This is a genomic window from Mesorhizobium sp. M0317 (assembly GCF_040321555.1).
Classification (GTDB): domain Bacteria; phylum Pseudomonadota; class Alphaproteobacteria; order Rhizobiales; family Rhizobiaceae; genus Mesorhizobium.
Window position 1 is genome coordinate 64,665 of record NZ_JAMYRV010000025.1, and the last position, 26,430, is coordinate 91,094.

Consider the following 26,430-nt stretch of genomic DNA (forward strand, 5'->3'; position numbering starts at 1 on the left):
GGCGGATTGACGTTACAGCGTCGTTTTGTATTAGTAAACACTATTAGCAGAGGTCTCGCGCGGACACTCGGCGTGGCCCTAGGTCTAGTTTGCCCGAACAGGTGCAGCACGGCTTCGCGCAAGCAGATGCCTTGCAGTCCTCGAATTTCACGCGGCCCGAAGCGGCATGGCGGCGAACTTCAAAGCTGCTAATAAAGATAAACGCCTTCGACTATTTCCATTGGTCGACGGCGCCACACCATCTTGTCGGTGTGGCAGGCTTGCGACTAGACAGGCTGGGGATTGGGACGCAATGCCATGAGCGAGACGAGGGATCCGGACGACACGGCGAAGCGGCGCAAGGCGCCGGCGAGAGCCGCCAAGGGCGGCCGCGTCACCATGACCGACATCGCCAGGGCAGCCGGTTGCTCGCAGGCGACCGTCTCTTTCGTGCTCAACGATTCGCCCGGCATCCGGCTGTCGCAGCAGACGCGCGAGCGGGTGATCGACGCCGCGCGCTCGCTCGGCTACGCAGCACCCGCCTTCTCGGCGCTGCGCAAACCTGTTCCCGCCTTCGATGGACTTGACGGTGTCATCGGTTTCGCTGTCGACCAGCTGGCGACAAGCCCGGAAGCCGTTGTCGCCATCGAGGGCGCGCGCCAGGCGTCGTGGAACGCCGGCAATGTGTTGCTCGTGGCGCAGACGATGGGCGACTCCGTCATGGAGCCGCGCGCCATTGCGGCGCTCACCAGGCGCGGCATCTCGGCGCTGGTCTACATGACCATCTTCACCCGCGAGATCACGGCACCGGACTTCCTCTACGGCCTCGACATCCCGGTCATCCTGCTCAACTGCTACACGGCCGATTATGCCTTCCCGGCCGTGGTGCCGTCCGAGATCGCCGGCGGCCAGAACTCGACCCGGCATCTGATCGGCCACGGCCACCGCCGCATCGCCACCATCACCGGCGAGCCGTGGATGCAGGCCGCGCAGGACCGCCTCAAAGGCTACCGCAGGGCGCTCGCCACCGCCGACATCCCGTTCGATCCCGAACTGGTGGTCGAGGGCGACTGGTCGGCGAGCGCCGGCTACGCGGCGACCGTGAAGCTTTTGGCGCTGAAAGAGCGTCCGACCGCTATCTTCTGCCAGAACGACCGCACGGCCATCGGCTGTTACGAAGCGCTGAAGGAGGCGGGCCTGCACATCCCGCAGGACATCTCCGTCGTCGGCTATGACGACGAGGAGATCGCCCGTCACCTGTTCCCGCCGCTGACGACATCGATCCTGCCGCACATGGCGATGGGCCAATGGGCGATCGAACAGCTCGAAGTGCCGCCGCCTGCCGGCCGCGGCCGCTATCCCATCACCAAGCTGGAATGCCCGCTGGTCGAGCGGGAGTCGGTGGCAGCTGTGGCTGGATAAAGCTGAACCAATCCATCCCGATGCAAATCGGGATGGGTCTGTTTGGTGGTTGCGCCTCAGGGCAGGGACTATCCGGGAACGTGCCGCGGTTAGAACCGCAAGACGACGAAGGAGCGCCTGCGATAGCAGCGCCGGCGCAGCCGGCCATGCCGCCAGAACGTGCGGCAGTGCCGTCTCCAGACATGCCGCCTGTGGTGGCGACGATGGTGCCATCGCCGATGCGAGATCTGCTCGACATCGCCAGCGCCTTCGTCGTCATCAAACGAATTGGCATCCTGCTTGTCGAGTTCATCGAGAATGCCGTTACCGACATTGGGAACCCCGGCCACGGCCTCGAGAGGCCGAACCGAGGTAGCAAGCGCCGCGGCCCCCGCAACGCCGAACAATGCTGTCAAGAATGATCGCCGATCCATCAAAACCTCCATCAGCAAGACAAGGCTAACATGACGAGCCTAACACAATGCAGCTAGAGCGGGTGATACAAAAGGCCAGAGGCGAATCTTCGAGCCGGCCCAACCGGGTGACCGGACGGACGGTAGAGGTCAGATTAAGGCCGCAACCGGGCGGCGCGCTTCCTTCGGCTCGGTGACCAAGCCATGCAGAATGCCGCCGATGAAAGCGCACAGCCTGACCGGTTCCGCCTTTCCGCGAAACGCTGAACCGCTCGGCAAAGCTCTCTCCCTAAGAATGCCCGCCACCTTGCGGCATTGGGGCTGGCTGAGAGACTGATGCCCCACGGCACATGCGATGTTGCGGTACTCAGCGCCGCGCCAATATCCGGCAGAGCTCCTTCAGGTCCCGGTCGTAGGTGCCCTTGCCGCTGAGCACGCTGGCGCAGCGTTTCTTCATCTTGGCGATCTGGCCGGCCGACATGGCGCTGATGGCAACCACCGCCGGTCGCGTCGGCACCGCCGGCGTGTTGGGATCCCGAGGGCTGGTGGGCGCGGTCGGTGCGCCAATGCCGACCCCGACCCCGGCCGTCACCCCATTGCCCACCCCGACACCGGCGCCGACCCCGACACCGCTGCCGACGGTTGCGCCGACCCCGACCCCGTCGCCCGTGCCCACCGTTGCGCCGACGGCGGCCGCAACGCCGCTGGTGCCGCCAACCGTAGCGCCGACACTGGCGGTGGTGCCGCTGGTGCCGCCGACCGTTGCTCCGGCATTGGCGCCCTTGCTGCCGCCGACCGAGACGCCGACGCCAAGCCCGCCGCCACTGCCGCCGACCGAGACGCCCACCCCACCGCTGCCGCCGATGCCCACACTGAGCCCGCCCGCGCCAGCCGGAAAGCACAAAGCCACGGCAACAGCGCCACCGGCCAAGGCCTTTGTTAAACTTTTAAAGAAATCCATAATGACGCTCCCCGTGTTGGTTGCCTGGACGCAGGTTGAACAGCATCCGTTACCAATATGATTACGCGAGTGCAGCGTTTTTAGTTTCTGCAAGAATAGGTAGTATTGGGAATCGTTGTTATGGCTTCTTGCGGCGACCGGAATATATATTTTGGAATTGGCGGAAAAAATCGAGGATTTGCGGTTAGACTCGGAACCTTAGACAGGCAGGACGAGTGCTCGCATGCGGGAATTTGCCGGGCGCATGCCTCAGGCCGTCTTGCGAAGCCGCTTCCCTAGGCTGCGGTGGAGAATGGACCCTCGAGAATGGGCTCGTGCTGGGGAAAGGGGACGACCCAAGAAACCCGCGACGATCTCCACCGATGTCGGGCGCGTTGTGCGTCACATCGTTCCGCTGCTCGCAGTCGACGGCGTCAGCGCTACCCTTGCGGGCATACCTTCGCCCCGTTTGGCGTTTCTGCCCTTTGGATCGGATGCCGATCGTCCGCTGGCGTTTCGAATCTCTTCAACTTACGCCGAGTTTCGCAAATCCACTTTCATCCCGGCTAACGTTCGAAGGGTTCGCCAAGCGAGGCGACACCGTTCAGCCTGAGCAAGCGGCGGTCCGCCGAGATGACACCGAGCACGACGATCGTAACGAGATAGGGAAGGCTGGAAAGCAGTTGCGATGGCAAGTCCAGACCGGTCGCCTGGGCGGCGAGGCTCATCAGCGAAACCGCGCCGAAGAGGCAGGCACCCAGGAAGATGCGGCCAGCGAGCCACGTACCAAAGACAACGAGTGCGATCGCGATCCAGCCACGTCCGGCAATCATACCGTCCGCCCAAAGGGGCGTGTACACCGCCGCCGCATAGGCGCCGGCAAAACCCGCCATCATGCCACCAAAAGCTATGGCCGCGACACGGATAGCGATGACCGGATGGCCGATGGCGTGGGCTGCCTTGGGATTCTCGCCGATTGCCCTCACGACAAGGCCGACTCTCGTATAGGCAAACATCGCCCAGATCGCAAACGTCACGGCAAGGGAAAGCCATACGACGACGTCCTGGACAAACAGCCTGCCGACTACCGGGATTTCCGAGAGGCCGGGAAAGACAAGTTTCGGGAGCCCCTTCACCGTCAAGCTCTCGTAGCTTTTGCCGAACAGCGCCGAAAGGCCTTGGCCGAGAATGCCGATCGCAAGGCCTGTCGCGACCTGGTTTGCCCGGAATCCGAGTGCCAGCACTGCAAAGACGAGGGACAGGACGGCGCTACCGAGGCCGGCGGCAACGAACCCCAGCAGGTGTCCACCGCCGTGGTAGACGACGATGAACGCGAGCACCGCGCCGAGGGCCATCAGGCCCTCTACGCCGAGGTTAAGAACACCGGCGCGCTCGACCACCAACTCGCCGAGTGCGGCAAGGAGAAAGGGGGTTGCCGCTGCGAGCATGCCCGAAATAATGAACTCGACGGCGTTCATGGCTGGCTCAGGTGATGGGGGCGGCGCCACTCGATGCGGTAGCGCACGAAGGCCACAGCGCCGAGATAGGCGAGCAGCAAGCTGCCTTGGAAGACGCGGACGGCGGCGATCGGCAGGTTTGCCGACACCATCGCATTGTCGCCGCCGATATAGAGGACAGCCATAAAGAGCGCGGAAAAGATGATGCCGACTGGATGCAAGCCGCCGAGATAGGCGACAATGATGGCCGCATAACCGTAGCCGGTCGAGATCGAGCGCTGCAGCTGGCCGAGCGGACCCGCGACTTCCGCCGCGCCTGCCAGTCCCGCCGCCATGCCACCGATCAGAAGCGACAGCCAAATCGCACGCCCTTCGCTGAAGCCGGCGTAACCGGCCGCGCGCGGGGCAAGGCCGCCGACCTTGAGCTTATACCCCATGAAGCTTCGCTGCATGAAAACCCAGGCCACCAGCGAGAGCGCAAGTGTGATGAGCAGCGAGACGTTGACGCGGGTACCGGTGATCAGGGTCGGCACCATCGCGTCGTTCTGAAACATGACGGATTGTGGGAAATTGAAGCCGGCCGGGTCCTTCCATGGGCCGAGCAGCAGGTAGTTGAGGACTTGCGCCGCAACGAGGCTCAGCATCAAGGAGACCAGGATCTCGTTCGCATTGAGCCTGACGCGCCAGAAGGCGGTGATAGATGCCCAAAGTGCACCGCCGAGGGCACCGAGAAGCAGCATCAGCGGCCAGATCCACTGCCCGGTCGCCTGCGGAAACCAGACGGGGATCGCCGAGGCGAAAATAGCGCCCAGGATAAACTGGCCCTCCGCGCCGATGTTGAACACTTTTGCGCGGAAACCGATCGCCAGCCCCTGAGCAATGAGGAGAAGGGGCCCCGCCTTCAGCAGCACCTCCGCAAACGATGCCCAGGAGAGGAACGGCTCGAGAAGCATCGCGTACAGGACGGCCGCCGGATCTCGGCCTATCAGCACATAAAGGCCCAGATTGAGGATGATCGCCATGCCAAGCGCGACAGCCGGGGCCAGCATGGCCGCGACGTGCGAGGCATGCTCCCGGCGGACGAGCGCGGGGAGGAACGGCGCGGCCCAAACGCTCATGCAGGAACCTTCTCTGGCGAGGCATGTGCTCCGATCATGTATCTGCCGATGTCTTCGGGGCGCGTGTCCCGCGTGACCAGAGGCGGACTCAGCATTCCATGATGGAGCACCTGGATGAAATCGCAGAGTTCGAAAAGTTCCTCGAGTTCCTCGGAAATTACGAGGATCGCCACGCCCAGGTTGCGCAACGCGATGAGCCGCCTTCTGATGGCGGATGCAGCGCCAATGTCTACACCCCAGGTTGGCTGCGCCACGAAAAGCAGTTTTGGCGACAGCATCATCTCGCGACCGACGATGAATTTCTGCAAGTTGCCGCCGGACAGCGAGCCCGCTTCGGCATCCGGGCCGGAGGCGCGGACGTCGTACCGACGGATGCATTCGCTGGTGAAAGCCGTCGCTCCGGCGCTGTTGATGAGGCCGCGCCTCACGAGATCGAAAGGATGGGCGGTAAGAACGGTGTTGAGCACGAGCGACATTTCAGGGACCGCGCCGCGTCCCAGCCGGTCTTCGGGCACGAAGGCGAAGCCAAATCTCCTGCGCGCGGCCGCATCGAGTGTGCCTACGTCGCGGCCCATCATGTAGATCCGGTCGCGTTGTTCCTTCAGCAGCATCGCTTCGCCCGAGATGAGCGCGGCAAGCTCGCCTTGGCCATTGCCCGATATTCCGGCTATGCCAAGGATCTCGCCTGATCGTACCGTGAGGCTGATGCCGGAGAGCGGCGTGGCAAAGGGGTCGTCCGGCGTGTAGTCCATGTCGATTATTTCCAGCCGCTTCTCCCCCTCGGGCATGGCCAACGCGGGCATCACCTCGGGCATGTCGCGGCCGATCATCATCCGGGCGAGGTCGTGCGCATCATAGTCGCGCGGGTCGACGGTGCCGATAACGCGCCCTCCACGCAAGACCGTCGCCTGGTCACAGATCGTGCGAATTTCCTCCAGTTTGTGGGAGATGAACAGGATGGACACGCCGCGGTCGCGAAGGCGCCTGAGCGTGTCGAACAGCTTCTTCACCGCCTGCGGCGGCAAGACCGAGGTCGGCTCGTCGAGAATGAGCAGCTTCGGGTCCGTCATCAGGCAGCGGATGATCTCCACCCGCTGCCGTTCGCCGACCGAGAGCGCGTGCACATCGGCGAGAGGATCTACTTCAAGGCCGAAATCCTGGCCGAGGCTGCGGATGCGCCCGGCCAGCTCCGCCTTGCCGCCGGGGACGACGAGCTGGATGTTCTCGACGACAGTCAGCGTCTCGAACAGCGAGAAATGCTGAAAGACCATGCCGATGCCCCTGCGCCGTGCCTCAGCCGGCGAGGCAAGGCGCAGAGGCTCTCCGTTCCAGACGACGGTGCCTTCGTCCGGCTGTTCAACGCCATAGATGAGCTTCATCAGCGTCGATTTGCCCGCCCCATTCTCCCCGAGGATCGCATGGATCGATTGGGGCGCCACGTCCAGATCGATGGCTTCGTTAGCCCGGATCTGGCCGTAGCTCTTCGAGATGCCGCGGAGCGACAGAAGGGGCGGGGTCATGACTTACTTCGGCAGTGGTGTGGTGACACCCTTGACGTGCCAGTCCATCGCGACGATCTCGGGATCCGCTATCGTCGCACCGGCGGCGGCGGCTTCGCTGCCGTCGGCCTTGGTGATTGGACCTGTGAAGGGCGAGAAGCTGCCGTCGGCGATCCTCGCCGCCACTTCCTTGATCTTCGTCATCGTGTCGGCTGGGATATCTGAGTTCCAGTCCACGACCTCCACCACCTTTTCCGCGACGCCGAGGAAGGTGTTGGCGCCCTTGAAAGTTCCGGCGAGATGGGCATCCACGGAAGCCTTGAAGAAGGGCGACCAGTCCGTCGCGATGCAGCCGAGATATTTCTTCGGTGCATATTTCTTCATCGACGAATTGAGGTTGAACGCATAGACGCCAGCCTCCTCGCAGGCCGAGATCACGGAGGGTGTGTCCTGCGCGTTCGAGAAGATCACGTCGCAGTTCTGTGCCATCAGCGCCTTGGCGGCTTCCTGTTCCTTGGCCGGGTCGAACCAGGAGTTCACCCAGACGACCGATACCTCGACATCGGGATTTACAGTCTGTGCGCCGAGCGTGAATGCGTTGATCGAGGTGATCAGCTCCGGAATGGCGAAGGCCGAGACGGAGCCGAGCTTGCCGGTCTTGGAAAGAGCTGCGGCGGCTATGCCGAGCAGGTAAGTGCCCTGGAAATACTTCGCCGCGAAGGGCGAGAAATTCGGCGCGGTCTGGAAGCCGGAGGCATGCAGCACGGTGACCCCAGGATCGCGGCGGGCGATCTGTAGTGCACCATTCTGGTAGCCGAATGAGCCGGCGATCAGGAACTTGTTACCGTCGGCGACGGTCTTGTTCATGATCCGGTCGGCGTCCGGCCCTTCGGCGATGTTCTCGATGACGGTGATCTTCACCTTGTCGCCGTAGGCGGCCTTGACCGGCTCGAGGCCGGCGGCGAGCGCATGGCCCCAGCCGACATCGCCGACCGGCGACGGGAGCACGAGCGTGATACCGAGCGGCTCGTCGGCCGCAAAGGCGGGACGGCTGCCAAGCGCGCCGGCAAGCCCTGTCGCGGCAAGGCCCTTCATCAGAGTTCTGCGGGTCAGATAGTTCAGCATGTCAGTTCCCCTGTCTTAAGTTGTTAGAATTCCACCGCGGCAAAGGCGGCTTCCGCGTCCGCAGCAAGCCGGGCCTCGTTCAGCCCGGTAAACGCACCCTTCTCCCAGACGATGCGGCCGTTGATCATGGTCATGTCGGTGGGCATGCCGATACCGACCTTGGCGATCAGGCTCAATGGATCGTGGCGCGTGCCGACATAATCCATGCGGCGCGTGTCGATCGCGAAGAGGTCGGCGGCCATGCCGGGCGACAGTCGGCCGATGTCATTGCGGCCCAGAAGCGCGGCCCCGCCCGTTGTCGCATAGCCGAGGAAATCGACCGGCGCAGGCACGGGATGAGCGCGCGTCGAGGCCGCCAGGCATTGCAGCATGTAGGCGGAATGGATGCAGTGCATGAGGTTGGAATTGTCGTTCGAGGCAGCACCGTCGCAGCCGAGACCGACGCGCAGGCCAAAGGCGGACATGGCGGGAATATCAGTCACCTCCGCGCCCACCAGATAGACCGGCTCAGGGCAATGCGAGACACCGGTGCCGCTCGCCGCCATCAGCCGCAGTTCGTCATGCGTCAGCTCCCAGCAATGGGCATAGAAAGTGTCTCGGCCGGCAAATCCGAGGTCCTCGAGATAGTCCACCGTACGCATGCCATGGCGGGCCTCGATGATCGGGCTTTCGCCCTCGCCGACATGGGTGTGCATCCGCACCCCGCGATCACGCGCCAGCGAAACCGATTCCACGAAGGTCTCGCGGTAGCAGTTGACCGGCTGGCAGGGAGCGACCACGACCTGACGCATGCTGAAGGGACTGGTGTCGTGATAAGTGTCGATGAGGCGTGCGCAGTCGGCAATGAATTCGTCCGTGGTCTCCAGCATCTCGTCTGGAATGGTCGAGCCTTCCGATTTTGGCAGCGTGTTGCCGCCGCGGCCGGCATGGAAACGCATGCCGAGAAGATCGGCCGCTTCGAACTGCCGGTCGATGAGCCGTTTTCCGGCATGGCGCGGAAAATTGTACTGGTGGTCGAAGGCCGTCGTGCAACCGTGCTTTATCATCTCTGCCATCGCCGTGATCGAGGCGTGGTAGAAACAATCCTCGTTGAGCCGGGAGAAGATCGGATAGATCCGGTCGAGCCATTCGATGACCGACAGCTTCGTCCAGTCGAGTTCGGCACGGTTGCGCACAAAGCACTGAAAGAAGTGATGGTGCGTGTTGACGAGGCCGGGATAGACGAACCAGCCGTCGGCGTCCTGCACGATAGTACCGGCCGGCAACTCGCTTCTGTGCAGGCCTTGCCCGATTGCCTCGATCTGCGGGCCATTCGTCAGCACATCGACATTGCGCCGGACGCTCGGACCCCTGCCCTCGTCGGTGATGACCGCTGCGCAATTCTTCAGGAGATAGCCGGTCACCTCACGCCTCGTCCAGCATGGGTCGCGGTTCGGGCTTCAACTCGTGCAGCCGGTGGATACCGGGCATTTCGATGAAATTGTCGAGGCTGCGGAGCGCTCGCGACCAGAGCCGGATCGTGGGATACGGATCGAGGGAAACGCCGCCGTCGGGCGCGAGCGCGACGTAGGGAAAGCAAGCAATGTCGGCAATCGTCGGCCGGTCGGATGCGAGAAACCGATCGCCACGCATTTTTTGTTCGAAGAGGCCGGCTTCCAGCTCACGTAGTGCCGCTATGCCATTGGCCTGAAGCGCACCGATGTCACCGGGACGCAGCAGCATCTCATGCAGGCGCGCGCCGCCGAGGTTGGCGGTCAGCCTGTGCGAGAAGGAAAGCCATTGCTGGATGCGCGCCGTCTCCTCGGGGGCGCCGCTGCCGAGCCAGGCCGGTGCTGCCTTCGCGGCGAGATAGCCAAGCATGGCGGAAGACTCGGTCAGGATCAGGTCGCCGTCTTCAAGGATCGGGATGGAGCCTCCCGGATTAAGCGCCATAAGCTCGGGGCCACGATGCTCGGCGCCGGGATGGAAGTCGACCGGGCGGATTTCGAGCTTCACACCTGACAGCGTGGCCATCAGGCGCACCTTGTAGCAACTTGGGGAGAGGATGTAGTCGTAAAGCTTCATTGTGCCACCAATTGCGCGCCGTAGGTATAATTGTGGCGCTTCAGCCAGCGGCGATAGGCGACCGAGGTCAGGTCGGCGCGCGTGGGGATTTCCATGCCGGGATCGAGCGGCAGAAGACGCGGGATCTGGTTTTCGAGGATCGAGCGGTCCTGCAGGAAAATCGTCTGCTGGAAATGGATGAGATCGGTCAGTGGCGTCTCGTCATCGAAAAGCGCCATCCATGGCCAGACGTCGCAGAGATCCTCGGCAAGCGGCTGGACGAATAGCGCAATGACATCCCATTCGTCCGGGCGCGGCGGGCAGGTCTTGTAGAGGACTGAGCAGGTCGGAGCCGGCACGCGGTACATGTATTCCGTCGTGATACCTCCACTCGCGGATTTCGCCGCCTGCGGCTGGTAGAACTTCACCTGGGTCGCCCAGACCTCGTCCTCTTCCTCGCGGATCTCGACCTTGTAGTTTTCGACCTCGGTATGCGGCTCCGAGCCGAGGATGTCGGTATGGACGAAGGGGAAGTGTGCGATGTCGAGGAAGTTCTCGACGGCGCGGAGCGGCGAGCAGCGCACCCGCACCACGCCGACATCGACGAAGCGGCGCCCGGGCTGGTCTGCCTCGGGAATCGGAAAGACCGGTTTCTTCGGTTCGCCGAGCGACGACCAGATATGGCCATAGCGCACCGAAACCGGCAGCACGCGCCCGTTTTCGCCTGTCACTTTCGCCGCGCCATTGGCGTCGAGCGCAACCTTGATCGGCTCGTCCATCAGGGTGGTCTCGCGCCCATAGCGGTCGAGCCGGCTGAAAAGCCCGACCGGATACCATTCGTGGCGCATCGCATCGTCGATCATGGCACAGTCCCTTTCGCCTCGATCCCTTCGGCCATGCGCCGAAGGCTCTCGGCGGCTCGCGAGGCCGCGATGCGCTCGGACGCATCGCAATCGGCTGGAACAAGGACGTGGATCAGCGTCTCGCCGGCTTCCTGCGGGATAGGCAGCAGGCGGATTGCCGGCGCGCCGGGCGCCTGCCAGACGCATCCTTCAACGGTGGCCTTCGTACCGGCAGCGACAAAGAGCGCCGAACTTCCGGCGCGGGCCGTCAATGAACGGAGCGGGACGTAACCCTCAAAAAGGGGTGGCTTGCCGTCAGGCTCTCCATCCGCGACCCAGATGATCCCGCCGGCCTCTTCGACCAACCGGGTCGCAACGCGAATCGTCTCCGGCGGCGTGAGGCTGGGATGGGCAGGAATGCGCAGGCACTGACCGGCCTGCGAATAGGTCCAGCCGTGATAGATGCAGGAGAGCGCCTCGCCGCGCACGAAGCCATGGGAGAGGCGCATGCCGCGATGCGGACAGCGATCCGCCGATGCCGCCAAGCGCCCCGATTGGCTTCGCCAGAGGGCAATGGGACCGGCGGGCGTCCGCGCCGGCATTAGCTGTCCTGTTGGCAGATCCTGGGAAAGGGCGACCGGCACCCAGGTGTCCGTCTTGTCGGACAGCATGACCTTACTTTCCGTACTGATACTACTGTTTCCCGACCAGAGAGATGCCGGCGCAAGGAGTTGGCGAACCGCTCGATGCGGCTGACGTATGCATAATTATTTCGCAATTGCAATATTGATTAAATTAAGTGCAAACGGAGGGTAACCACACGCAAAGCTATATGTTTTTTTGCTCGACAGGCGCGCGGTCGATCGTCTCGACCCAGACTTCAATGGGCCCAAGCGAACATCCCATCTCCATCATGTCGATCAGTTCCGCCGCACCGGCAATATCGAGTTCGATGCGATCGGTGCTTGCATGAGCGATGTGGTGCGCGAGACCGAGCTTGGCCGCATGGCGCATGATCCAGGGCAGGAAGGACGCGGGTTCGAGGTGGCCGCGAATGGTCATCCGCTCATGCAAGCGGTGTTGACTTTGCTTTATCACGAACGGAACGCGCGCCTTGGTGTCACGGTCAGCAGCATAGCGTCTGACTGAACGGGCGGAAGTGGTAATCGACGCGCCAATAACACCGAATATCGACTGATCGCCCGTGCCTAGACCCGGGCACTCATGCATGTCGCCCAGAAGTGCCGAGGTTGTGGGACAACGACATGCATTAAACAAAGACTTTAAAGCGCGTCGCATGAATCCGTTCAGCGCGACGCTCTTTAGGGTTATCTGAGCTATTGTAATGCATCTGCCCTTCCCGAGAGATGGGTGACAGTTCATTCCGGAGACATGGGTTACACTTTCGGCCCTTTGCAAGGAGAGCAAGGTGCCTTGGAAGGAGTGTAACGTCATGGAAGAGCGGCTGAAGTTCATTGCCCGGCTGCTGGACGGCGAGAAGATGGCGGTGCTTTGCCGTGAGTTCGATATCTCGCGCAAGACCGGCTACAAGATCCTCACACGCTACAATGACAGTGGCCTTGAGGGGCTGACGGATCGATCACGCCGACCCTACCGCCACGCCAATCAGCTTCCGTTTCAAATCGAGAAGCTGATTGTGCGCCTCAAGCAAGACAAGCCGACCTGGGGTGCGCCAAAGATACGCGAACGGTTGGCCCGGCTGTATCCTGACGTTCACCGGCCTGCGATCTCGACGGTGCATGCGGTTCTCGACCGCCATGGCCTGGTCGAGCGCCGCAAGCGAAGGCGCAACAGGGCGATGGGAACACCACTTTCAAACGGCTATCGGCCCAACGATCTGTGGTGTGCCGACTACAAAGGCGAGTTCATGCTCGCCGATCGGCGCTATTGCTACCCGCTGACGATCACCGACTTCGCCAGCCGCTATCTCATCGCCTGCGAGGCGTTGTCGACTACCAAGGAAGCCTATGCCTTCACGGTGTTCGAGAGCGTTTTCAAAGAGTTCGGCCTGCCCAGCGCCATCAGGACCGACAACGGCGTTCCCTTTGCCAGCCCAAACGCGCTGTTCAATCTCAGCAAACTGTCGGTCTGGTGGCTGCGCCTGGGCATCGACATCGAGCGCATCCAGCCGGGCTGTCCGCAGCAGAACGGGCGCCATGAGCGCATGCACCTGACTCTCAAGAAGGAAACCACCAAACCGGCTGGCGCCAATTTCCTGCAGCAGCAGGCCAGGTTCGATGACTTCATCAATGAGTTCAACTCAGAACGCCCACATCAGGCGCTCGACATGGCCTGTCCAGCCGAGCGCTACACGCCGTCACCGCGCATCTATGCCGGCCTGCCGGATCTCGATTATCCGTTTCACGACAAGGCCGTCACCGTCACCACCTGCGGCCGCATCTGCTACAATCGCAAGAAGATCAACCTCAGCCTCGTCTTTGCCGCCAGACCGTCGGCATCAAACAGGTCGAGGACCATATCTGGCTGGCTTCCTTCATGGATTATGATTTGGGCTACTTCGATGATGAGACATGCAGGCTCGAACCACTCCAAAACCCCTTCGGGCCAAAAGTGTTACCCATGTCTCCGATATAAACCGTAACCTATGTGTCCGGAATGGACCCTCGGTAAGCTGGCGCACCCGACAGGATTCGAACCTGTGACCTCTGCCTTCGGAGGGCAGCGCTCTATCCAGCTGAGCTACGGGTGCCTTCAGGGAACCTGAAAACGAACCAGCCGATAGGCCGGCCAGCCACGGCTTCTTAGCGGAAGCCGGCGCGGGCTTCAACGGGCAATTGGCGTGGCGATATTTTCGAAGCCACGTCGCGCGGCTCGGCAACTTCGCGTCCGCCTTGCAGCCTCAGCCCGGGACTCACCCCGCCACCTCCACCTTCGCCACCCGCCTGCGCACCCTGCGCGGCGCCCGCTTCGCCTTCTTCGCGCCGGTCAGTTCGTGCATCGCATCCAGCTGCATCTGCTGCATTTCGGCCAGCCGCGTCCATTGGCGCGAGATCAGATAGTCGAGCTTTTCGTGCAAATGGCGCACTTCCAGCTCGGCTTTCAGGTTCACCCGGTAGTCGTTGAACGAGCGCAGGCGGTCCTTGGCCTCCGTCCGTCTCTGGCTCATCATGATGATCGGCGCCTGGATGGCGGCGATACAGGAGAGCAGCAGGTTGAGCAGGATGAAGGGGTAGGGGTCGAAGGCGCTGCTCACGCCCGCGATCAAATTGATGCCGATCCACACCGCAAGCACGCTGCCGAACGAGATCAGGAACCACCAGCTGCCGCCGAAAGCCGCCATGTTGTCGGAGACGCGGTCGGCGAACGAGCGGTGCTCCTCGAACTCCTCTTCCGAGTTTTCCGAAATCGTGTCCTGCCTGGCGATCGATTCGACCACCTGGCGGTCGAGCTCGGAGAATTCGCCATGCTCCTGCTGCAGCAGCTCCTCCATGTAGCGCATGCGGTAGCGGCCGAGCTCCTCCCGGCTGATGCGGGCGCCGCGCGGCAGGTCGGGATGATCGGAGCGGATGCGGTCGGCCAGGCTCGGCCTGAGGTCGTCGATGCGCACCAGGTCACGCTTGCGAAACTTTCTACCTGATATCGCCGACGGTTTTCGCTTCGGCTTCAGGCGGCCATGGGGTTCGGAGTCCGGCACATCGGGCGCTTCCAGCGCCTCGTCGGTCGCCAGCTCGGCGTCGTGGTCGGTCGGCGCCTCGAAATACTCGCCGCCGCTGTCGTTTTCATTGGCGGCCTGTTCGGATGGTTTTGGGCTCATGATGCCGGCTCCTGCTGTCGCGCCCACGATACGCCAAGCCGGCACGCCATAGCCACTGTGGCGGTGAAGATTGGGGGCTTGTGCATGCTTGTGATGAATGCCTGCTGCAATTGCCTGTGGCAGCGCAGCCCCCCGGGGCCTCGCTCGCCTGCTGCTCGGCAACCAGACCGCCGAAGTGCTGTTGCCGACGGAGGTCGCGCCTGCTGCAGAGTTAAGATGAGGCAGCGATCCTTCACGACCCCCCTCTGTCCTGCCGGACATCTCCCCCTCAAGGGGGGAGATCAGATGTCGCCATGGCTTCGCCAAACACGAAAAAGAGGCGAGACGCCGAAGCTGCTAATCTCCCCACTTGAGGGGGAGATGGCCGGCAGGCCAGAGGGGGGTGCTGTCCCGCCGGCGTTTCAGAGTTCCTCCACCCAACGACGGGTTCTATTGCGGCGGTAAACCAGGCAACTGCGACCCCTGCGCCGGCAAACCAGGCGGCGGCAGGCCGGGCGACGCGGCCGGCTGATCTCCCGCAAACATCAGCCGCGTCTTCGTATCGGCCATGGCGGGCGACAGACTGCGCTGGATCAGCGCTTCGACATGGTCGTTGCGCTGCCTAGCGCTGTCGGCGCCCATCACCACCACGATCAGATGCCGGCCGTCGGCATTGTAGGACGTGACGATATTGTAACCGGATGCCCTGATATAGCCGGTCTTGATGCCGTCGACGCCGCGCACCCGGCCGAGCATGTCGTTGTGGCCGCGCACCAGCCGGCCGCGGAACATGAAGTCGCTTTCGGAGAAATAGTGGAACTGCTGCGGGAAGCGGGCGCGCAGCGCCATCCCCAGCGTCGCCATGTCGCGCGCCGATGTGTGCTGGCCATCGTCGGGCAGGCCGGAGGCATTGCGGAAGACGGTGCTGCTCATGCCGATCTGGCGCGCCTTGGACGTCATCATGGCGGCGAACTGGTCCTCCGAGCCGCCGAGATATTCGCCCACCGCCACCGCCACGTCATTGGCCGACTTGACCACGATCGCCCGGATCGCCGAATCGACATCGATGCTCTCGCCGCGCTTGAAGCGCAATTTGGTCGGCGGCTGCCGGGCGGCATTGTCGGAGACCGGGATCTGCGTTTCCTTCGAGACGCGGCCGGACTCCAGCGCCTCGAACAGCAGGTACAGCGTCATCATCTTGGTCAGCGACGCCGGATAGCGTTGCGCCCTCGAACTGACTTCGAACAGCGTCTTGCCACTGCCGGCATCGATTACGATGGCGGCATATTTCTCCTGTGGCGCCGGCACCGCCAGCACGCTGTCGGGCGGCGCGGTGGTGCTGCAGCCGGCAACGAAGACGAGCAGCAGCAAGGCCGCGACGAATTTTTGTATGAGGGAGGGGAAATGGAAGTTTGGCAAGGCAAGTCCGGCGTTGCTGAGAGGGCCGGAACCTAGCCTAACCCATTGTGTTCGTCCATTTGGTTAACGGCGGAGCTGCCGATGACGCTGCCAATCTCCCCCGCAAGGGGGGAGATCAGATGTCGCTTCGGCTTCGCCAACCATCGGCGCTGAAACGGCAACCTCCCGAAATCGCCTGCTTCCTGTCCTGTTTTGCCTGCGGGGTCGCGGTGCTGCTATAGAGGCGGCAATTGATTGGGGGAATTGACAAGGACCGGTGACAGCGGCGCGGCAGCGCCATCTCTTATCAGGGCTTCGCTCAGCCGCACCGGCAAATGGGCCGGCAGCGTCGCTTTCATCGGCGGCGCCGCATCCGACATCCTCAATCCGCTGGCGCCGTTCGCCGCCTATATCGCGCTGGTCGCTTCGGTTGCCGCCGCCGTCATCGCCATTGCCATCGTTCTGCGGCTGGTGCTGGCCGCCAAGGCGCTGCCGGCGCTGATCTTTGCCACCAGCGCTGCCGCCGTCGCCGGCGGCGTCTATGGCCTGCAGCAGCAGTCCAATTCGCAGAACGGTGTGATCGCCGGCCTGGTGCCGGCCATCGCCCAGTTGCAGCAGCAGATGGGCATCGTCTCGGCCAGGGTGGCCAGGATCGAGCAAACGGTAACCGAGACGAAGCTGGCGGTCGACCAGGTCAAGCAATCGACCGACGCGGTGGCGAAGAAGACCGAGGAAATTGCGTCGACCCAGCAGCAGCAGGCTGAGCAGGGCGCGCAGACGCAAAAGTCGGTAGAGGCGGTCAAGCAGACGACCGAAACGCTCGCTGCCGGCCAGCAGAAACAGGCCGAGCAGGCGGATAAGCTTCAGGCGACCACCGAGCAGATCGCCGCCTCGATCGACACCATCGCCAAGGGCTTTGCCGCATTGGCCGCGCAGGGCGGGACGATCGCCGAGCCGAAGCGGCCGGACGAATTCTATCACAATGCCCGCGTCTACGAGCTTTCCGGCGACATGCTGAATGCGCGGCGCTCCTATCTCGCTTTCGCCGGTTTCGACGTCGACGCCGTCGATCCCTACACACGCTTCGCCACCCTGCTGCGCGTGCAGGACGGCAAGGCCGGCGCCCGCGAAGTGTTCGGCGCCCTGGCCGACAAGGCCAAGGCGCTGTCGATCAAGCTGGTCCATATCCTGCAGTTCGACGATGCCCAGCGTCTCGACAAGCTCAACGCCTTCATCGCCGCCAATCCGGATTTCGCACCGGCCTATTACCTGCTCGCGCAGGAGTTTTCCGAGGATCGCCTCGGCGTCCAGTCGCTGTCCGACAAGCGCAGCGAGGCCGAGGCGCTGACCAGGTTCGTCTCCTATGAAAAGGAAGGCGGGCTGCTCAAATATTTCGTCGACCAGACGCAGCTCGCCGACTGGCTCGACCGCAGCCGTACCCGCCTGACGGCGCTTGGCGACGTGCTCGACCCAGCACGCTTTGCCCCGACGCTGACGCCGATGCGCTCCAATGCCGGCTGGACGATCTCCATCTCGCTGCCCGAGGCCGCGACCGGCATTTCCTGGCGCATGGGTGTGTCAGGTCCGTTCACCGACACCGGGCTGATGGCGATGAACGACCAGCGCACCGGCAAGCCGATGCCCAATCCGAGCTTCGAATTGCCCGACAGCACCACGGCCACCACCATCGGGGTCAAATATCTCGATCTCAGGGGCCGCGAGACCGGGCCGTTCGACATAAGTTTCGATCCGGACGCGGCGCTGCAACAGGGCAACAAACAGATCCTCGACCAGTTCTGGACGTCGTGGATCGCCTTCGACGCCAGCGGCAATCACGGCCTGGTCTATTTCTCCCAGATGCTGTCATTCCGCTGCGGCATCAAGGAGGTGCGCTACAGCCTGAACGGCACGGCGCTCGACAAGGAGATCAAGCTGCCGCCTTGCGACAAGAAGGACCCCTACGCCATTCCTTATGACTACCAGCCTTACTTCAAGGTCGCCGACAACGTGACATCGATGGCGGTGCAGGTCACCTACACCGACGGCACCAAGTCGCCGGTCCGGGAGTACAAACGGCAGTAGGCGTCCACCCTTCCCCTTGTGGGGAGGGTCGATCCGCGTAGCGGATCGGGGTGGGGGTCCTTGTAGGGCGCTACCCCCGCCCCGTCGAACAATCTCCGCTTCGCGTCGAGCGCTCGCCGACCCTCCCCACAAGGGGGAGGGTAAAAATCGCCCTGATGCAAAATGCCGGTCGCTGTGCTTGCGCATCCGTCACGGAGCGGGTTTGTTCGCTGCCATCAGAATCAGCAGGTGCGCGGATGGATACGGTCACGATCAAGGCAAAGGGCATTTCGGTCACGCTCGATCTCACTGTCGGCCATATCGCCGACATGACGGTCGACAGCGATGGCCGCCAGCTGAAGCCGCTGCACCGCGCGCCCTGGATCGATGCCGGCGAGACGCTGCCGCCGGATCTGCCTCAAGGCACGGTGCGGCTGTCTGGCGATTTCCTATGCGCACCGTTTTCGGCCAGCGACATCGAAGCCGCACCGCTGCATGGCTGGCCGGCCAACAGCGCCTGGGATGTCACCGCCAGCGAAGCGACATCCGACGGCTGGCGGGCCGTCTTCCGGTTGCGCCGCACGGTGATGGGCGCGACGGTCGACAAGATCTTCACGCTCCGCAACAGTCATCCCTTTCTCTATCAGGAGCATGTCTTCTCCGGCGGTTCCGGCGCGGTCTCCGCCGCCCACCATCCGATGGCGGCGATGCGCGATGGCGGCCGGCTCGCCTTCTCGCCGAAGCGCTTTGCCGGGACACTGGACGCACCGCTGGAGCCCGATCCGGCCCGCGGTCGCTTCAAGCTTTCCTATCCCGCCCGCTCGACCGATCTGACGCGCTTTCCAGCCACTGGCGGCGGCACGCTCGATCTCACCGACTACCGCATGGAGGATGAGCGCGAGGATTTCATCACCCTGGTCGAAGCCGATCATGACGGTCCGGGCTGGACGGCGCTGGCGCGCCGGGCCGAACAGGATCTGGTGCTGGTGCTGAAGAACCCGGCGGAGCTTCCGGTCACCATGCTGTGGTTCAGCAATGGCGGCCGCGACTACGCGCCGTGGAGCAGCCGCCATCGCGGCGTGCTCGGCATCGAGGACGGCCGCGCCGCCATCGGCCATGCCGCATCGATCGACGACAATTGGCTGAAGCGCGAAGGGGTCGCGACCGCTTTTACCCTCGGCGGCGAAGTCTCCTTCCGCCATGTCATCGGCGCGCTGCCGCAGGCAAACGGCGAGCCGCCGCGCGATATCGGGACAGCCTCAGGTCACATGCGTCTCACCGGAGCCGATGGTTCGACCCGCGATGTCAGGTTCGACAGCGATTTCCTGCGGATCGGCCAGCCCGGCTGATTTTCGAACGCTGGCCCTGCCCCTCACCTGCCTGCCGGCATCCTCGACACACGGCACATGGAGCTTGTCCGCCGCACCGCCGCGCCAACCAATCTGCTTGGCGCTGCGGCGGACGCATAGGGGGAGAAGTGTTACCCATCTATCGGCTGGACACCGGCAGGGCAACGAGGGGCGGCGCTGACGTGGCGGATGTCGTGAGATTGCCCAAATCGCGGTTTGAAATTTCCTCAAACTGCCGACAAGATGCAAAGCATAGCTGGAAGCGCCCAATGTCCGAAATCGCCCATCTCGCCGCCACCATCTTCAAGCGCGCCGGCAAGGCGAAACGCTTCATCGTCGCCATTGCCGGCCCGCCCGGCGCCGGCAAGTCGACGCTCTCGGCCGGCCTGCATGATCTGCTGCCGGAGGGCGCGGCTGAAGTCGTGCCGATGGACGGCTTCCACTATGACGACATCGTACTCGACCAGCGCGGCCTGCGGCCAAGAAAGGGGGCGCCGGAGACTTTCGACTTCGCCGGCTTCGAGACGCTGTTGAAGCGCATCCGTTCGGGCGAGCCCGACATCGCCATTCCGGTGTTCGACCGCAGCATGGAATTGTCGCGCGCCGCCGCCTCCATCGTTGCCGCCGAAACCAAGTTCATCCTGGTCGAAGGCAATTACCTCCTGCTCGACGAGGAGCCGTGGTCGCGGCTGGCGCCGCTGTTCGACTTCACCATCTTTGTCGATGTGCCGCGTGCCGAACTCGAGCGCCGCCTTTTGGTGCGCTGGCACGAGCATGGCCGCTCCGACGAAGACGCCCGCGCCTGGATCGCTTCCAACGACATGCCCAACATCGATCGCGTGCTCGGCCGTCGCAGGTCCGCCGACCTGGTTGTTGGCGATCCCGCATAGTTCGCTGGACTTCGGAACGGGAACCTTAAGACTTTCAGGTCGTTATCTCTCATCGGCAATCGTGCCGCCGTGAGGGAACCGTCAGATGGCAACCAAGGCAAAAACACCCGCCAAGAGCAAGACCGCTCAACCCAAAGCCAGCCAGGCAAAGGCCACGCAGGCCAAGGCAGGCGCCGGCCCGGCGATCGCCGAGCGGTCCAAGGACGCAAAGCCGGCTTTCGGCAAAGCGGCGCCAAAGAAGGTAGAACCGGTCGCGACGGCGAAGGTGGCGGCGAAAACCGCCAAACCCAAGAAGCCGGCAAGCCGCGGCTCGATGGCCGGCGGGGCCATGCGCACGGTCAAGGCGACCGCCAATGTCGCCGCTGGTGCGGTGGCGGCGACAGCCAGGGGCGCCGCGTCGCTCGCTGCGTCCGTCATCGGCAAGGGCGGCTCGAAAAGCAAGGCCAAGGCGAAATAGACCTGGTTGCTTCGGCCGGCCGAGGTCAATTCCTGGCGGGGATGGTCAGGCCGCGTTGCACCGCGGGCCGCGCCAGCCCGCGCTCCAGCCATGCCGCGACGGTGGGGAAGTCGTCGAAGCCGACGAGTTCGCGCGCCTCGTAGAAGCCGATCAGATTGCGCACCCAGCCCAGCATCGAAATGTCGGCGATCGTATAGTCGTCGTCCATGATCCAGGTTCGACCCTTCAGCCGCGTCTCCAGCACCCCGATCAGCCGCCGCGATTCATTGCGGTAGCGATCCAGCGGCCGCTTGTCGGCGATCTCGCGCCCGGCGAATTTATTGAAAAACCCGACCTGTCCGAAAATCGGTCCGATCGCCGCCATCTGGAAGAACACCCATTGGATGGTCTCGTAGCGCCGCGCCGGATCGACCGGGATCAGCTTGCCGGTCTTGTCGGTGAGGTAAAGCAGGATGGCGCCGGATTCGAACAGGCCGAGCGGCTTGCCGCCCGGACCGTCGGGGTCGATGATCGCGGGTATCTTGCCGTTCGGGTTCAGCGACAGGAATTCCTGCGTCCAGCTCTGGTCCTTGCCGATATCCACCAGATGCGCCTCGTAGGGCAGGCCGAGTTCTTCCAGCGCGATCGAGACTTTCACCCCATTCGGCGTCGTCGCGGAATAGAGCTGCAGGCGGTCGGGGTGGCTGGCCGGCCAGCGCTTGGTGATCGGAAAGGCGGACAGGTCGGTCATCGAAAGCTCCGGTCGGGAATTTGGCGCGGTATCGCGCCATTTGGCGTGTTGCGAAGGATTATCCTCGGCATCTTTGCCGATCAACCGGCCGACGGTGCACACACCGTCTTCGCAGTCATGCAGGGCCAGTCGCTCAGGGGCCAGTCGCTTGCCGTCAGACCGCCTTGAACGCCACCACGGCATTGGTGCCGCCGAAGGCAAAACCGTTGCTGATTGCGGCGCGCACCTTGCGCTCGCGCGCCACATTCGGCGTGATGTCGAGATCGCAGTCGGGGTCGGCCTGCCGGAAATTGGCCGTCGGCGGCACGATGCCTTCGCGGATCGCCATCACGCAGGCGATCATTTCCAGGCCGCCCGAGGCGCCGAGGCAATGGGCATGCATGGACTTGGTCGACGACACCGACAGCTTGTAGGCATGGTCGCCGAAGACGCGCTTGATTGCCGCCGTCTCGATCTGGTCGTTGGCCTTGGTGCCGGTGCCGTGGGCGTTGAGATAATCGACGTCCTCGGGATTGAGCCCGGCGTCCGCCAGGCAGGCGCGCATCGCCGCAGTCGGTCCCTCGACAGTCGGCGCGACGATATCGGAAGCGTCGGCGGAAAGGCCGGCTCCGGCAAATTCGGCCAGAATGGTAGCGCCGCGCGCCATGGCGTGTTCATACGTTTCCAGCACCGCCATTCCAGCACCTTCGCCGAGCGACAGGCCCTGGCGATCGGCTGAGAACGGCCGGCAGGTATCGGGCGCCAGCACCCGCAGGGCCTCCCAGCCTTTCAGGATGCCCCAGAGCAGCGGCGCGTCGGTGCCGCCGGCGACCATGACATCGGCGCGGCCGAGCCGGATCTGGTCGACCGCCGAGGCAAAGGCATGATTCGACGACGAACAGGCCGAAGTGACGCCGAACACCGGCCCGCGCAGGCCGAGATTCATACTGACATGGCCGGACGCCGCACTCGGCATCACTTTTGGCACGGTGAAGATGCCGGCCCGGTTCTTGCCGTCGACCAGGATGGCGCGGTAGTTCTCCTCGATCGCCTCCCAGCCGCAGACGCCGACGCCGACGACCGCGCCCATCCGGTAGGTGGTTGCTTCATTCGATGTCAGGCCGGCATGCTGCATGGCTTCGCGCGCGGCAATCGTCGCCAAAAGGCTGAAGCGGTCCATCGACACGGTCTGCTTGTGGCTGATGCCATGGTCGGGCAGCGTCTTGATTTCGCAGCCGACCTTGACCTTCAAATCATGCAAACCGGGATTGCTGATTTGACCGATGGCCGATCGGCCGGCCCGCATTTCGTTCCAGATTGCAGGCGCATTGGCGCCGAGCCCGCATATGCCGCCGATGCCGGTAATGACGACGCGCTTTTGCATTCAGCTCAGGCTTTTTTCGCAATCAGCGCGCGAACAGCCTCAACCATATCGCCGACATTCTTGAGATTGCTCCAGGCATCGACCGTGTTCATCTCGATCTCGATGCCGTACTGCTCCTCGAGATCGAAGATAATCTCGGTCAGTTCCAGGGAATGGATGCCAAGCGCGGTCAATTCCGTATTGGTGGTGATCTCTTCGCCACCGGGCTCCGCATGTGCCCTGATCTTGGCGATGATTTCCGTTGCCAGCTCGTCAGCCATTCGATTCCTTCCCCAATTTTATAACGTCGCGGTGCCGATTGGTTGGCGCCCCTGTTGCCTGGACTGAAATCGCCGTCGCCTTCAAAAACCCGCCAGGCGCAGCATGACCGTTCCAAAGAGGCTCCCTCTATAGAAACGGAAACGCTGTCAAGCAACAAGCTATATCAACAAGCACCATATCGACAAAGCGCCGGGAGTGCTTAACGTTAGCGCCGTGGATACGTTGCAGCATGTCTTGATCCCGGCTCTTCCGGCCCAGCGCGCGGCCGGGGCGGCCCGGCTTGCGTGCGGCGTCAGGGACGGACGCACCCGGCTTTCGCGCCTCTATCAGGACGGCTCGGCCAAAATCCGCATGCCGGCCGTTGCGGCCGGTCCGCTCGAAGCCGTGCTCATCAACACAGCCGGTGGCCTGACCGGCGGCGACCGGCTCGGCTGGGAAATCGATGTCGGGCCAGGTGCCTCCGCCTCGATAACCACCCAGGCCTGCGAAAAGATCTATCGTGCCGCAAGCGACCGCGCCGAAGTTCGGGTCAAGCTAAGCGTCGGCGCGGGCGGGCGTATCGCCTGGCTGCCGCAGGAAACCATCGTCTTCGACCGCTCGGCCTTTGCCCGCACGCTCGAGGTCGAGCTTGCCGCAGGCGCCGAGGCATTGCTGCTTGAAGCCACCATATTCGGCCGCCTCGCCATGGGCGAAGAGGCCGCGCACGGCCATTTCCACGACCGTTGGCGTGTCCGTCAGGATGGTGCGCTCGTTCATGCCGAGGATTTCCGCATCGGGCCGGCTATCGCGGCGGCACTTGGCCGCCCGGCGGTCGCCGGCGGCGCCATTGCCGCAGCGACGCTGCTGATGGTTTCGCCGCAGGCCGAAGCCTTGCTCGATCCGGCCCGCGACATCATCGGCGCCGATGGCGATGCCAGCGCCTGGAGCGTCAAGAAATCTGGCAAGCTTCTTGCGAGGCTGTTTGCCGAGGACGGCTATCAGCTGCGCAAGCGGCTGGTTCCGCTCGTCGAACTGCTCAACGGGCGGGCGGGTCTGCCCAAATTATGGTCACTCTGAGCCAAATCCAGGCCAAATCCAGGAAAGCGCATGAACCTGACGCCGCGTGAAAAGGACAAGCTGCTCATCGCCATGGCGGCGATCGTGGCGCGCAAGCGGCTGGAACGCGGCGTCAAGCTCAATCACCCCGAAGCGATCGCGCTGATCACCGATTTCGTCGTCGAGGGCGCCCGCGACCGCCGCCCGGGCGCCGAACTGATGGAGGCCGGCGCCCATGTCATCACCCGCGCGCAGGTGATGGAAGGCATCGCCGAGATGATCCACGACGTGCAGGTCGAGGCGACCTTTCCCGACGGCACCAAGCTGGTGACCGTTCACGAACCGATCAGGTGAGGAGAAAAACGATGCTGGAGCTGCGACCGAATTGCGAATGCTGCGACAAGGACCTGCCGCCGGAAGCGTCGGACGCGCTGATCTGCACCTTTGAATGCACCTTCTGCGCTGACTGCGCTGAACATGTGCTGGGCGGCGTCTGCCCGAACTGCGGCGGCAATTTTTCCGCACGCCCGATCCGCCCAGTGGAGAAACTGGTGAAATATCCGGCCTCGACCCAACGCGTGCTCAAGGCCGAGGGCTGCGGCCCGCGCAAGGCTGCGTGATTGTTTTTGTGACTTCGAAGGGAAGACCGATGATCTCTGCTTCAACCAAACGCACCACGCTTGCAGCGATCCTGCTGCTGGCGGCGGCGATGCCCGCCTATGCCCATGTTGGCATCGGCACCGCCCCGTCCTTCGCGGCGGGCTTCGCGCATCCGCTGTCCGGCCTCGACCATATGACCGTCATGGTCGCCGTCGGCCTGTGGGCGGCGCTCAAGGGCGGCAAGGCGATCTGGGCCTGGCCGCTGGCCTTTGTCGGCGTCATGCTGGCCGGCGGCGCGCTCGGCATGCTCCACGTGCCGGTGCCTTTCGTCGAACCGGGCATCCTTGCCTCCGTCGTCGCGCTTGGCTTGCTGGTGGCGTTGGCGGTCGATCTGCCGGTCTCGGCCGGAGTCGCCATCATCGGCCTGTTCGCGCTATTCCATGGCCATGCCCACGGCACCGAAGTGCCGGAAAATGCCGGTGGGCTTGACTATATGGCCGGCTTTGCCGTTGCCACCGCACTTCTCCATGCCATGGGCATCGCTGCCGGCCTTGGCCTCGGCATGCGCTTTCGCGGGCTTGCCCGCGCCGCTGGCGCCGCTTGTGCTGCAGTCGGCGGCGGCCTGGTCTTCGGCGTTTTGTGAGGCTAACGATGATTCCCGGCGAAATCATCACCGCAAGCGGCGACATCGAGCTCAACAAGGGGCTGCCGACGGTGACGCTGAAGGTCGCCAACAGCGGCGACCGGCCGATCCAGGTCGGCAGCCACTACCATTTCTTCGAGACCAATGAGGGGTTAAAATTCGACCGCGACAAAGCGCGCGGCATGCGTCTGGACATTGCCGCCGGCACCGCGATGCGCTTCGAACCGGGACAAGAGCGGGACGTCACGCTGGTGCCGTTCGGAGGAAAACGCGAGGTCTACGGTTTTCAGCAGAAGATCATGGGCAGGCTGTGAGATCGACGGGGTCGAGCGCCCTGAGGTCAGTTCGACGGCCTGGCCGCCGCGTAGATGACGATTCTTGCCGAGCCGTCGAATTCCACCGCAAGGACGTCTTCCGTAAGCACGCGCCGCGAATCGATGGCGTTGAACAGCAAGGCGTTGGCGTCGATCTCCTTGCGCAGTTCCGCAATGTCGTCCTGATGCTGTTCGACCTTGCTCTTCGACCGCCGGCGGCGGGCCGCCTTCGCTGCGCGCCGCGTCGGTGAGGAAGACGATATCCACAGTATCGAGCTTGGACGTCTTGCGCACGGCGCCGATGTTCTCACGCGTCCGCTCGATCGCGGTGATGATCTTGTTGGTCTGTGGTTCCGTCCGCGCCTCCTCCTGCCGGACATCGGAGCCGACGATCCTGTTGACGGTGTCGGCCCGGTTGACGGCGTCAGGGCTTTCAAGACCTTGCGCGGCTTGCGGGCCGAAAGCTGCGAGAAATGTGCAGGCAGCAAGGCTCTGGAGCCATCTGGTGTCGGCAAAGACAGGCATTGCTCGCTCCTGGTGGACTTTTCTGTGCAACGCCGTTCGGCGCCAAAGGAACGAAACGCCTCCTGTCGGGCGAAGGTTCCCTGTGGGGGGGGGGGGGGGGGGGCGGGGCGGCCGGGCGGGGCGGCGCCGACCCCGGGGCGGGGGGGGGGGGCGGGCGGGGGGGGATGTAGAGTTGATCATGTGTTGTATGGAATCGGGTGCGGAACGAAAGT

26 protein-coding genes, 1 tRNA gene and 2 pseudogenes are annotated in these 26,430 nt (G+C 63.6%); 12 read left to right on the forward strand and 17 right to left on the reverse strand.

Annotated elements, in window-relative coordinates; genetic code table 11:
* Positions 1 to 297: 297 nt before the first annotated feature.
* Positions 298 to 1,401: a LacI family DNA-binding transcriptional regulator gene (locus tag NKI88_RS18415; protein WP_031198361.1), complete on the forward strand. Its 1,104-nt coding sequence runs from the start codon at positions 298 to 300 to the stop codon at positions 1,399 to 1,401.
* A gap of 146 nt (positions 1,402 to 1,547) precedes the next feature.
* Positions 1,548 to 1,802, forward strand: coding sequence for a hypothetical protein (locus tag NKI88_RS18420; RefSeq protein WP_198022651.1), 255 nt, complete (start codon positions 1,548 to 1,550; stop codon positions 1,800 to 1,802).
* A gap of 358 nt (positions 1,803 to 2,160) precedes the next feature.
* Here NKI88_RS18420 and NKI88_RS18425 read toward each other — a convergent pair whose 3' ends face one another.
* The 10 genes from NKI88_RS18425 to NKI88_RS18470 form a co-directional block, all read right to left on the reverse strand.
* Positions 2,161 to 2,754 (reverse strand): hypothetical protein, encoded by a 594-nt coding sequence (locus NKI88_RS18425; RefSeq protein WP_352656488.1) that lies wholly within the window; start codon positions 2,752 to 2,754, stop codon positions 2,161 to 2,163.
* 545 nt (positions 2,755 to 3,299) lie between these two features.
* Positions 3,300 to 4,211 carry an ABC transporter permease gene (locus NKI88_RS18430; protein ID WP_023699372.1) on the reverse strand — a complete coding sequence of 304 codons (912 nt, stop codon included), beginning with the start codon at positions 4,209 to 4,211 and terminating at the stop codon, positions 3,300 to 3,302.
* Positions 4,208 to 5,308 carry an ABC transporter permease gene (locus tag NKI88_RS18435; protein ID WP_023816009.1) on the reverse strand — a complete coding sequence of 367 codons (1,101 nt, stop codon included), beginning with the start codon at positions 5,306 to 5,308 and terminating at the stop codon, positions 4,208 to 4,210. Before NKI88_RS18435 ends, NKI88_RS18430 begins: the two co-directional genes overlap by 4 nt.
* Positions 5,305 to 6,828, reverse strand: a complete 1,524-nt coding sequence (locus NKI88_RS18440) for an ABC transporter ATP-binding protein (RefSeq protein WP_023699370.1) — start codon at positions 6,826 to 6,828, stop codon at positions 5,305 to 5,307. Before NKI88_RS18440 ends, NKI88_RS18435 begins: the two co-directional genes overlap by 4 nt.
* Before the next feature lie 3 nt (positions 6,829 to 6,831).
* The gene (locus NKI88_RS18445) at positions 6,832 to 7,929 is read right to left on the reverse strand and encodes a BMP family ABC transporter substrate-binding protein (RefSeq protein WP_196813867.1); all 1,098 of its coding nucleotides are present in this window, start codon (positions 7,927 to 7,929) and stop codon (positions 6,832 to 6,834) included.
* A 26-nt stretch (positions 7,930 to 7,955) separates the two neighbouring features.
* On the reverse strand, positions 7,956 to 9,335 hold the full coding sequence (locus tag NKI88_RS18450; protein ID WP_023689144.1) for an amidohydrolase: 1,380 nt from the start codon (positions 9,333 to 9,335) through the stop codon (positions 7,956 to 7,958).
* A gap of 1 nt (position 9,336) precedes the next feature.
* Complete coding sequence (locus NKI88_RS18455; RefSeq protein ID WP_023699368.1) at positions 9,337 to 9,996, reverse strand: glutathione S-transferase family protein; 660 nt, start codon at positions 9,994 to 9,996, stop codon at positions 9,337 to 9,339.
* A complete protein-coding gene (locus tag NKI88_RS18460) occupies positions 9,993 to 10,838 on the reverse strand; it encodes an aromatic ring-hydroxylating dioxygenase subunit alpha (protein ID WP_352656491.1) in 846 nt (281 codons plus the stop codon). Before NKI88_RS18460 ends, NKI88_RS18455 begins: the two co-directional genes overlap by 4 nt.
* The gene (locus NKI88_RS18465) at positions 10,835 to 11,488 is read right to left on the reverse strand and encodes a Rieske 2Fe-2S domain-containing protein (RefSeq protein WP_352656493.1); all 654 of its coding nucleotides are present in this window, start codon (positions 11,486 to 11,488) and stop codon (positions 10,835 to 10,837) included. The genes NKI88_RS18460 and NKI88_RS18465 overlap by 4 nt, the downstream gene beginning before the upstream one ends.
* A 157-nt stretch (positions 11,489 to 11,645) precedes the next feature.
* On the reverse strand, positions 11,646 to 12,293 hold the full coding sequence (locus NKI88_RS18470; RefSeq protein ID WP_352656495.1) for an acylphosphatase: 648 nt from the start codon (positions 12,291 to 12,293) through the stop codon (positions 11,646 to 11,648).
* Between NKI88_RS18470 and NKI88_RS18475 the strand changes: the two are divergent.
* Positions 12,247 to 13,433, forward strand: a pseudogene (locus tag NKI88_RS18475) (helix-turn-helix domain-containing protein). The gene NKI88_RS18470 and the pseudogene NKI88_RS18475 overlap by 47 nt on opposite strands.
* Before the next feature lie 38 nt (positions 13,434 to 13,471).
* On the opposite strand, the gene NKI88_RS18480 reads toward NKI88_RS18475, so the two are convergent.
* From NKI88_RS18480 to NKI88_RS18490, 3 genes are all read right to left on the reverse strand, one after another.
* Positions 13,472 to 13,548: transfer RNA gene (locus NKI88_RS18480), tRNA-Arg, on the reverse strand.
* 162 nt (positions 13,549 to 13,710) lie between these two features.
* The gene (locus tag NKI88_RS18485) at positions 13,711 to 14,613 is read right to left on the reverse strand and encodes a DUF1003 domain-containing protein (RefSeq protein WP_352656497.1); all 903 of its coding nucleotides are present in this window, start codon (positions 14,611 to 14,613) and stop codon (positions 13,711 to 13,713) included.
* 429 nt (positions 14,614 to 15,042) lie between these two features.
* On the reverse strand, positions 15,043 to 16,011 hold the full coding sequence (locus tag NKI88_RS18490; protein WP_352656499.1) for a D-alanyl-D-alanine carboxypeptidase family protein: 969 nt from the start codon (positions 16,009 to 16,011) through the stop codon (positions 15,043 to 15,045).
* A 243-nt stretch (positions 16,012 to 16,254) separates the two neighbouring features.
* Here NKI88_RS18490 and NKI88_RS18495 point away from each other — a divergent pair, with 243 nt between their 5' ends.
* From NKI88_RS18495 to NKI88_RS18510, 4 genes are all read left to right on the forward strand, one after another.
* The gene (locus tag NKI88_RS18495; RefSeq protein WP_352656501.1) at positions 16,255 to 18,072 is read left to right on the forward strand and encodes a methyl-accepting chemotaxis protein; all 1,818 of its coding nucleotides are present in this window, start codon (positions 16,255 to 16,257) and stop codon (positions 18,070 to 18,072) included.
* Between the two features lie 236 nt (positions 18,073 to 18,308).
* Positions 18,309 to 19,400, forward strand: coding sequence for a hypothetical protein (locus tag NKI88_RS18500; RefSeq protein WP_352656503.1), 1,092 nt, complete (start codon positions 18,309 to 18,311; stop codon positions 19,398 to 19,400).
* A 269-nt stretch (positions 19,401 to 19,669) separates the two neighbouring features.
* Positions 19,670 to 20,290: a nucleoside triphosphate hydrolase gene (locus tag NKI88_RS18505; RefSeq protein WP_023689152.1), complete on the forward strand. Its 621-nt coding sequence runs from the start codon at positions 19,670 to 19,672 to the stop codon at positions 20,288 to 20,290.
* Positions 20,291 to 20,375: 85 nt separating this feature from the next.
* On the forward strand, positions 20,376 to 20,747 hold the full coding sequence (locus NKI88_RS18510; RefSeq protein WP_352656505.1) for a hypothetical protein: 372 nt from the start codon (positions 20,376 to 20,378) through the stop codon (positions 20,745 to 20,747).
* A gap of 25 nt (positions 20,748 to 20,772) precedes the next feature.
* Here the strand turns inward: NKI88_RS18510 and NKI88_RS18515 are convergent, their stop codons facing one another.
* The 3 genes from NKI88_RS18515 to NKI88_RS18525 form a co-directional block, all read right to left on the reverse strand.
* Positions 20,773 to 21,477 carry a glutathione S-transferase family protein gene (locus tag NKI88_RS18515; RefSeq protein ID WP_023711377.1) on the reverse strand — a complete coding sequence of 235 codons (705 nt, stop codon included), beginning with the start codon at positions 21,475 to 21,477 and terminating at the stop codon, positions 20,773 to 20,775.
* A gap of 154 nt (positions 21,478 to 21,631) precedes the next feature.
* Complete coding sequence (locus NKI88_RS18520; protein ID WP_023683604.1) at positions 21,632 to 22,840, reverse strand: beta-ketoacyl-[acyl-carrier-protein] synthase family protein; 1,209 nt, start codon at positions 22,838 to 22,840, stop codon at positions 21,632 to 21,634.
* A 5-nt stretch (positions 22,841 to 22,845) separates the two neighbouring features.
* Entirely contained in the window at positions 22,846 to 23,100 is a 255-nt protein-coding gene (locus NKI88_RS18525; RefSeq protein WP_023671226.1) for an acyl carrier protein, read from the reverse strand.
* A 235-nt stretch (positions 23,101 to 23,335) separates the two neighbouring features.
* Here NKI88_RS18525 and NKI88_RS18530 point away from each other — a divergent pair, with 235 nt between their 5' ends.
* Genes NKI88_RS18530 through NKI88_RS18550 form a run of 5 tightly spaced genes read left to right on the forward strand, consistent with a single transcriptional unit; the run spans position 23,336 to position 25,693 of the window.
* Complete coding sequence (locus NKI88_RS18530; RefSeq protein WP_352656508.1) at positions 23,336 to 24,157, forward strand: urease accessory protein UreD; 822 nt, start codon at positions 23,336 to 23,338, stop codon at positions 24,155 to 24,157.
* Positions 24,158 to 24,187: 30 nt separating this feature from the next.
* The gene (locus NKI88_RS18535; protein ID WP_352656510.1) at positions 24,188 to 24,490 is read left to right on the forward strand and encodes an urease subunit gamma; all 303 of its coding nucleotides are present in this window, start codon (positions 24,188 to 24,190) and stop codon (positions 24,488 to 24,490) included.
* An 11-nt stretch (positions 24,491 to 24,501) separates the two neighbouring features.
* Entirely contained in the window at positions 24,502 to 24,756 is a 255-nt protein-coding gene (locus NKI88_RS18540; protein WP_023826619.1) for a DUF1272 domain-containing protein, read from the forward strand.
* A 29-nt stretch (positions 24,757 to 24,785) separates the two neighbouring features.
* Positions 24,786 to 25,379, forward strand: coding sequence for a HupE/UreJ family protein (locus tag NKI88_RS18545; RefSeq protein WP_352656512.1), 594 nt, complete (start codon positions 24,786 to 24,788; stop codon positions 25,377 to 25,379).
* 8 nt (positions 25,380 to 25,387) lie between these two features.
* Positions 25,388 to 25,693, forward strand: a complete 306-nt coding sequence (locus NKI88_RS18550; RefSeq protein ID WP_023671231.1) for an urease subunit beta — start codon at positions 25,388 to 25,390, stop codon at positions 25,691 to 25,693.
* 26 nt (positions 25,694 to 25,719) lie between these two features.
* Here NKI88_RS18550 and NKI88_RS18555 read toward each other — a convergent pair.
* Positions 25,720 to 26,218, reverse strand: a pseudogene (locus NKI88_RS18555) (hypothetical protein).
* Between the last annotated feature and the right edge of the window lie 212 nt (positions 26,219 to 26,430).

Bases quoted from the DNA above. Each gene is read 5' to 3' on its own strand.
- NKI88_RS18415 (WP_031198361.1), top strand. From the start codon at position 298: ATGAGCGAGACGAGGGATCCGGACGACACGGCGAAGCGGCGCAAGGCG.
- NKI88_RS18420 (WP_198022651.1), top strand. From the start codon at position 1,548: ATGCCGCCAGAACGTGCGGCAGTGCCGTCTCCAGACATGCCGCCTGTG.
- NKI88_RS18425 (WP_352656488.1), bottom strand. From the start codon at position 2,754: ATGGATTTCTTTAAAAGTTTAACAAAGGCCTTGGCCGGTGGCGCTGTT.
- NKI88_RS18430 (WP_023699372.1), bottom strand. From the start codon at position 4,211: ATGAACGCCGTCGAGTTCATTATTTCGGGCATGCTCGCAGCGGCAACC.
- NKI88_RS18435 (WP_023816009.1), bottom strand. From the start codon at position 5,308: ATGAGCGTTTGGGCCGCGCCGTTCCTCCCCGCGCTCGTCCGCCGGGAG.
- NKI88_RS18440 (WP_023699370.1), bottom strand. From the start codon at position 6,828: ATGACCCCGCCCCTTCTGTCGCTCCGCGGCATCTCGAAGAGCTACGGC.
- NKI88_RS18455 (WP_023699368.1), bottom strand. From the start codon at position 9,996: ATGAAGCTTTACGACTACATCCTCTCCCCAAGTTGCTACAAGGTGCGC.
- NKI88_RS18460 (WP_352656491.1), bottom strand. From the start codon at position 10,838: ATGATCGACGATGCGATGCGCCACGAATGGTATCCGGTCGGGCTTTTC.
- NKI88_RS18465 (WP_352656493.1), bottom strand. From the start codon at position 11,488: ATGCTGTCCGACAAGACGGACACCTGGGTGCCGGTCGCCCTTTCCCAG.
- NKI88_RS18470 (WP_352656495.1), bottom strand. From the start codon at position 12,293: ATGAACTTCAGCCGCTCTTCCATGACGTTACACTCCTTCCAAGGCACC.
- NKI88_RS18485 (WP_352656497.1), bottom strand. From the start codon at position 14,613: ATGAGCCCAAAACCATCCGAACAGGCCGCCAATGAAAACGACAGCGGC.
- NKI88_RS18500 (WP_352656503.1), top strand. From the start codon at position 18,309: ATGGATACGGTCACGATCAAGGCAAAGGGCATTTCGGTCACGCTCGAT.
- NKI88_RS18505 (WP_023689152.1), top strand. From the start codon at position 19,670: ATGTCCGAAATCGCCCATCTCGCCGCCACCATCTTCAAGCGCGCCGGC.
- NKI88_RS18510 (WP_352656505.1), top strand. From the start codon at position 20,376: ATGGCAACCAAGGCAAAAACACCCGCCAAGAGCAAGACCGCTCAACCC.
- NKI88_RS18515 (WP_023711377.1), bottom strand. From the start codon at position 21,477: ATGACCGACCTGTCCGCCTTTCCGATCACCAAGCGCTGGCCGGCCAGC.
- NKI88_RS18520 (WP_023683604.1), bottom strand. From the start codon at position 22,840: ATGCAAAAGCGCGTCGTCATTACCGGCATCGGCGGCATATGCGGGCTC.
- NKI88_RS18525 (WP_023671226.1), bottom strand. From the start codon at position 23,100: ATGGCTGACGAGCTGGCAACGGAAATCATCGCCAAGATCAGGGCACAT.
- NKI88_RS18535 (WP_352656510.1), top strand. From the start codon at position 24,188: ATGAACCTGACGCCGCGTGAAAAGGACAAGCTGCTCATCGCCATGGCG.
- NKI88_RS18540 (WP_023826619.1), top strand. From the start codon at position 24,502: ATGCTGGAGCTGCGACCGAATTGCGAATGCTGCGACAAGGACCTGCCG.
- NKI88_RS18545 (WP_352656512.1), top strand. From the start codon at position 24,786: ATGATCTCTGCTTCAACCAAACGCACCACGCTTGCAGCGATCCTGCTG.
- NKI88_RS18550 (WP_023671231.1), top strand. From the start codon at position 25,388: ATGATTCCCGGCGAAATCATCACCGCAAGCGGCGACATCGAGCTCAAC.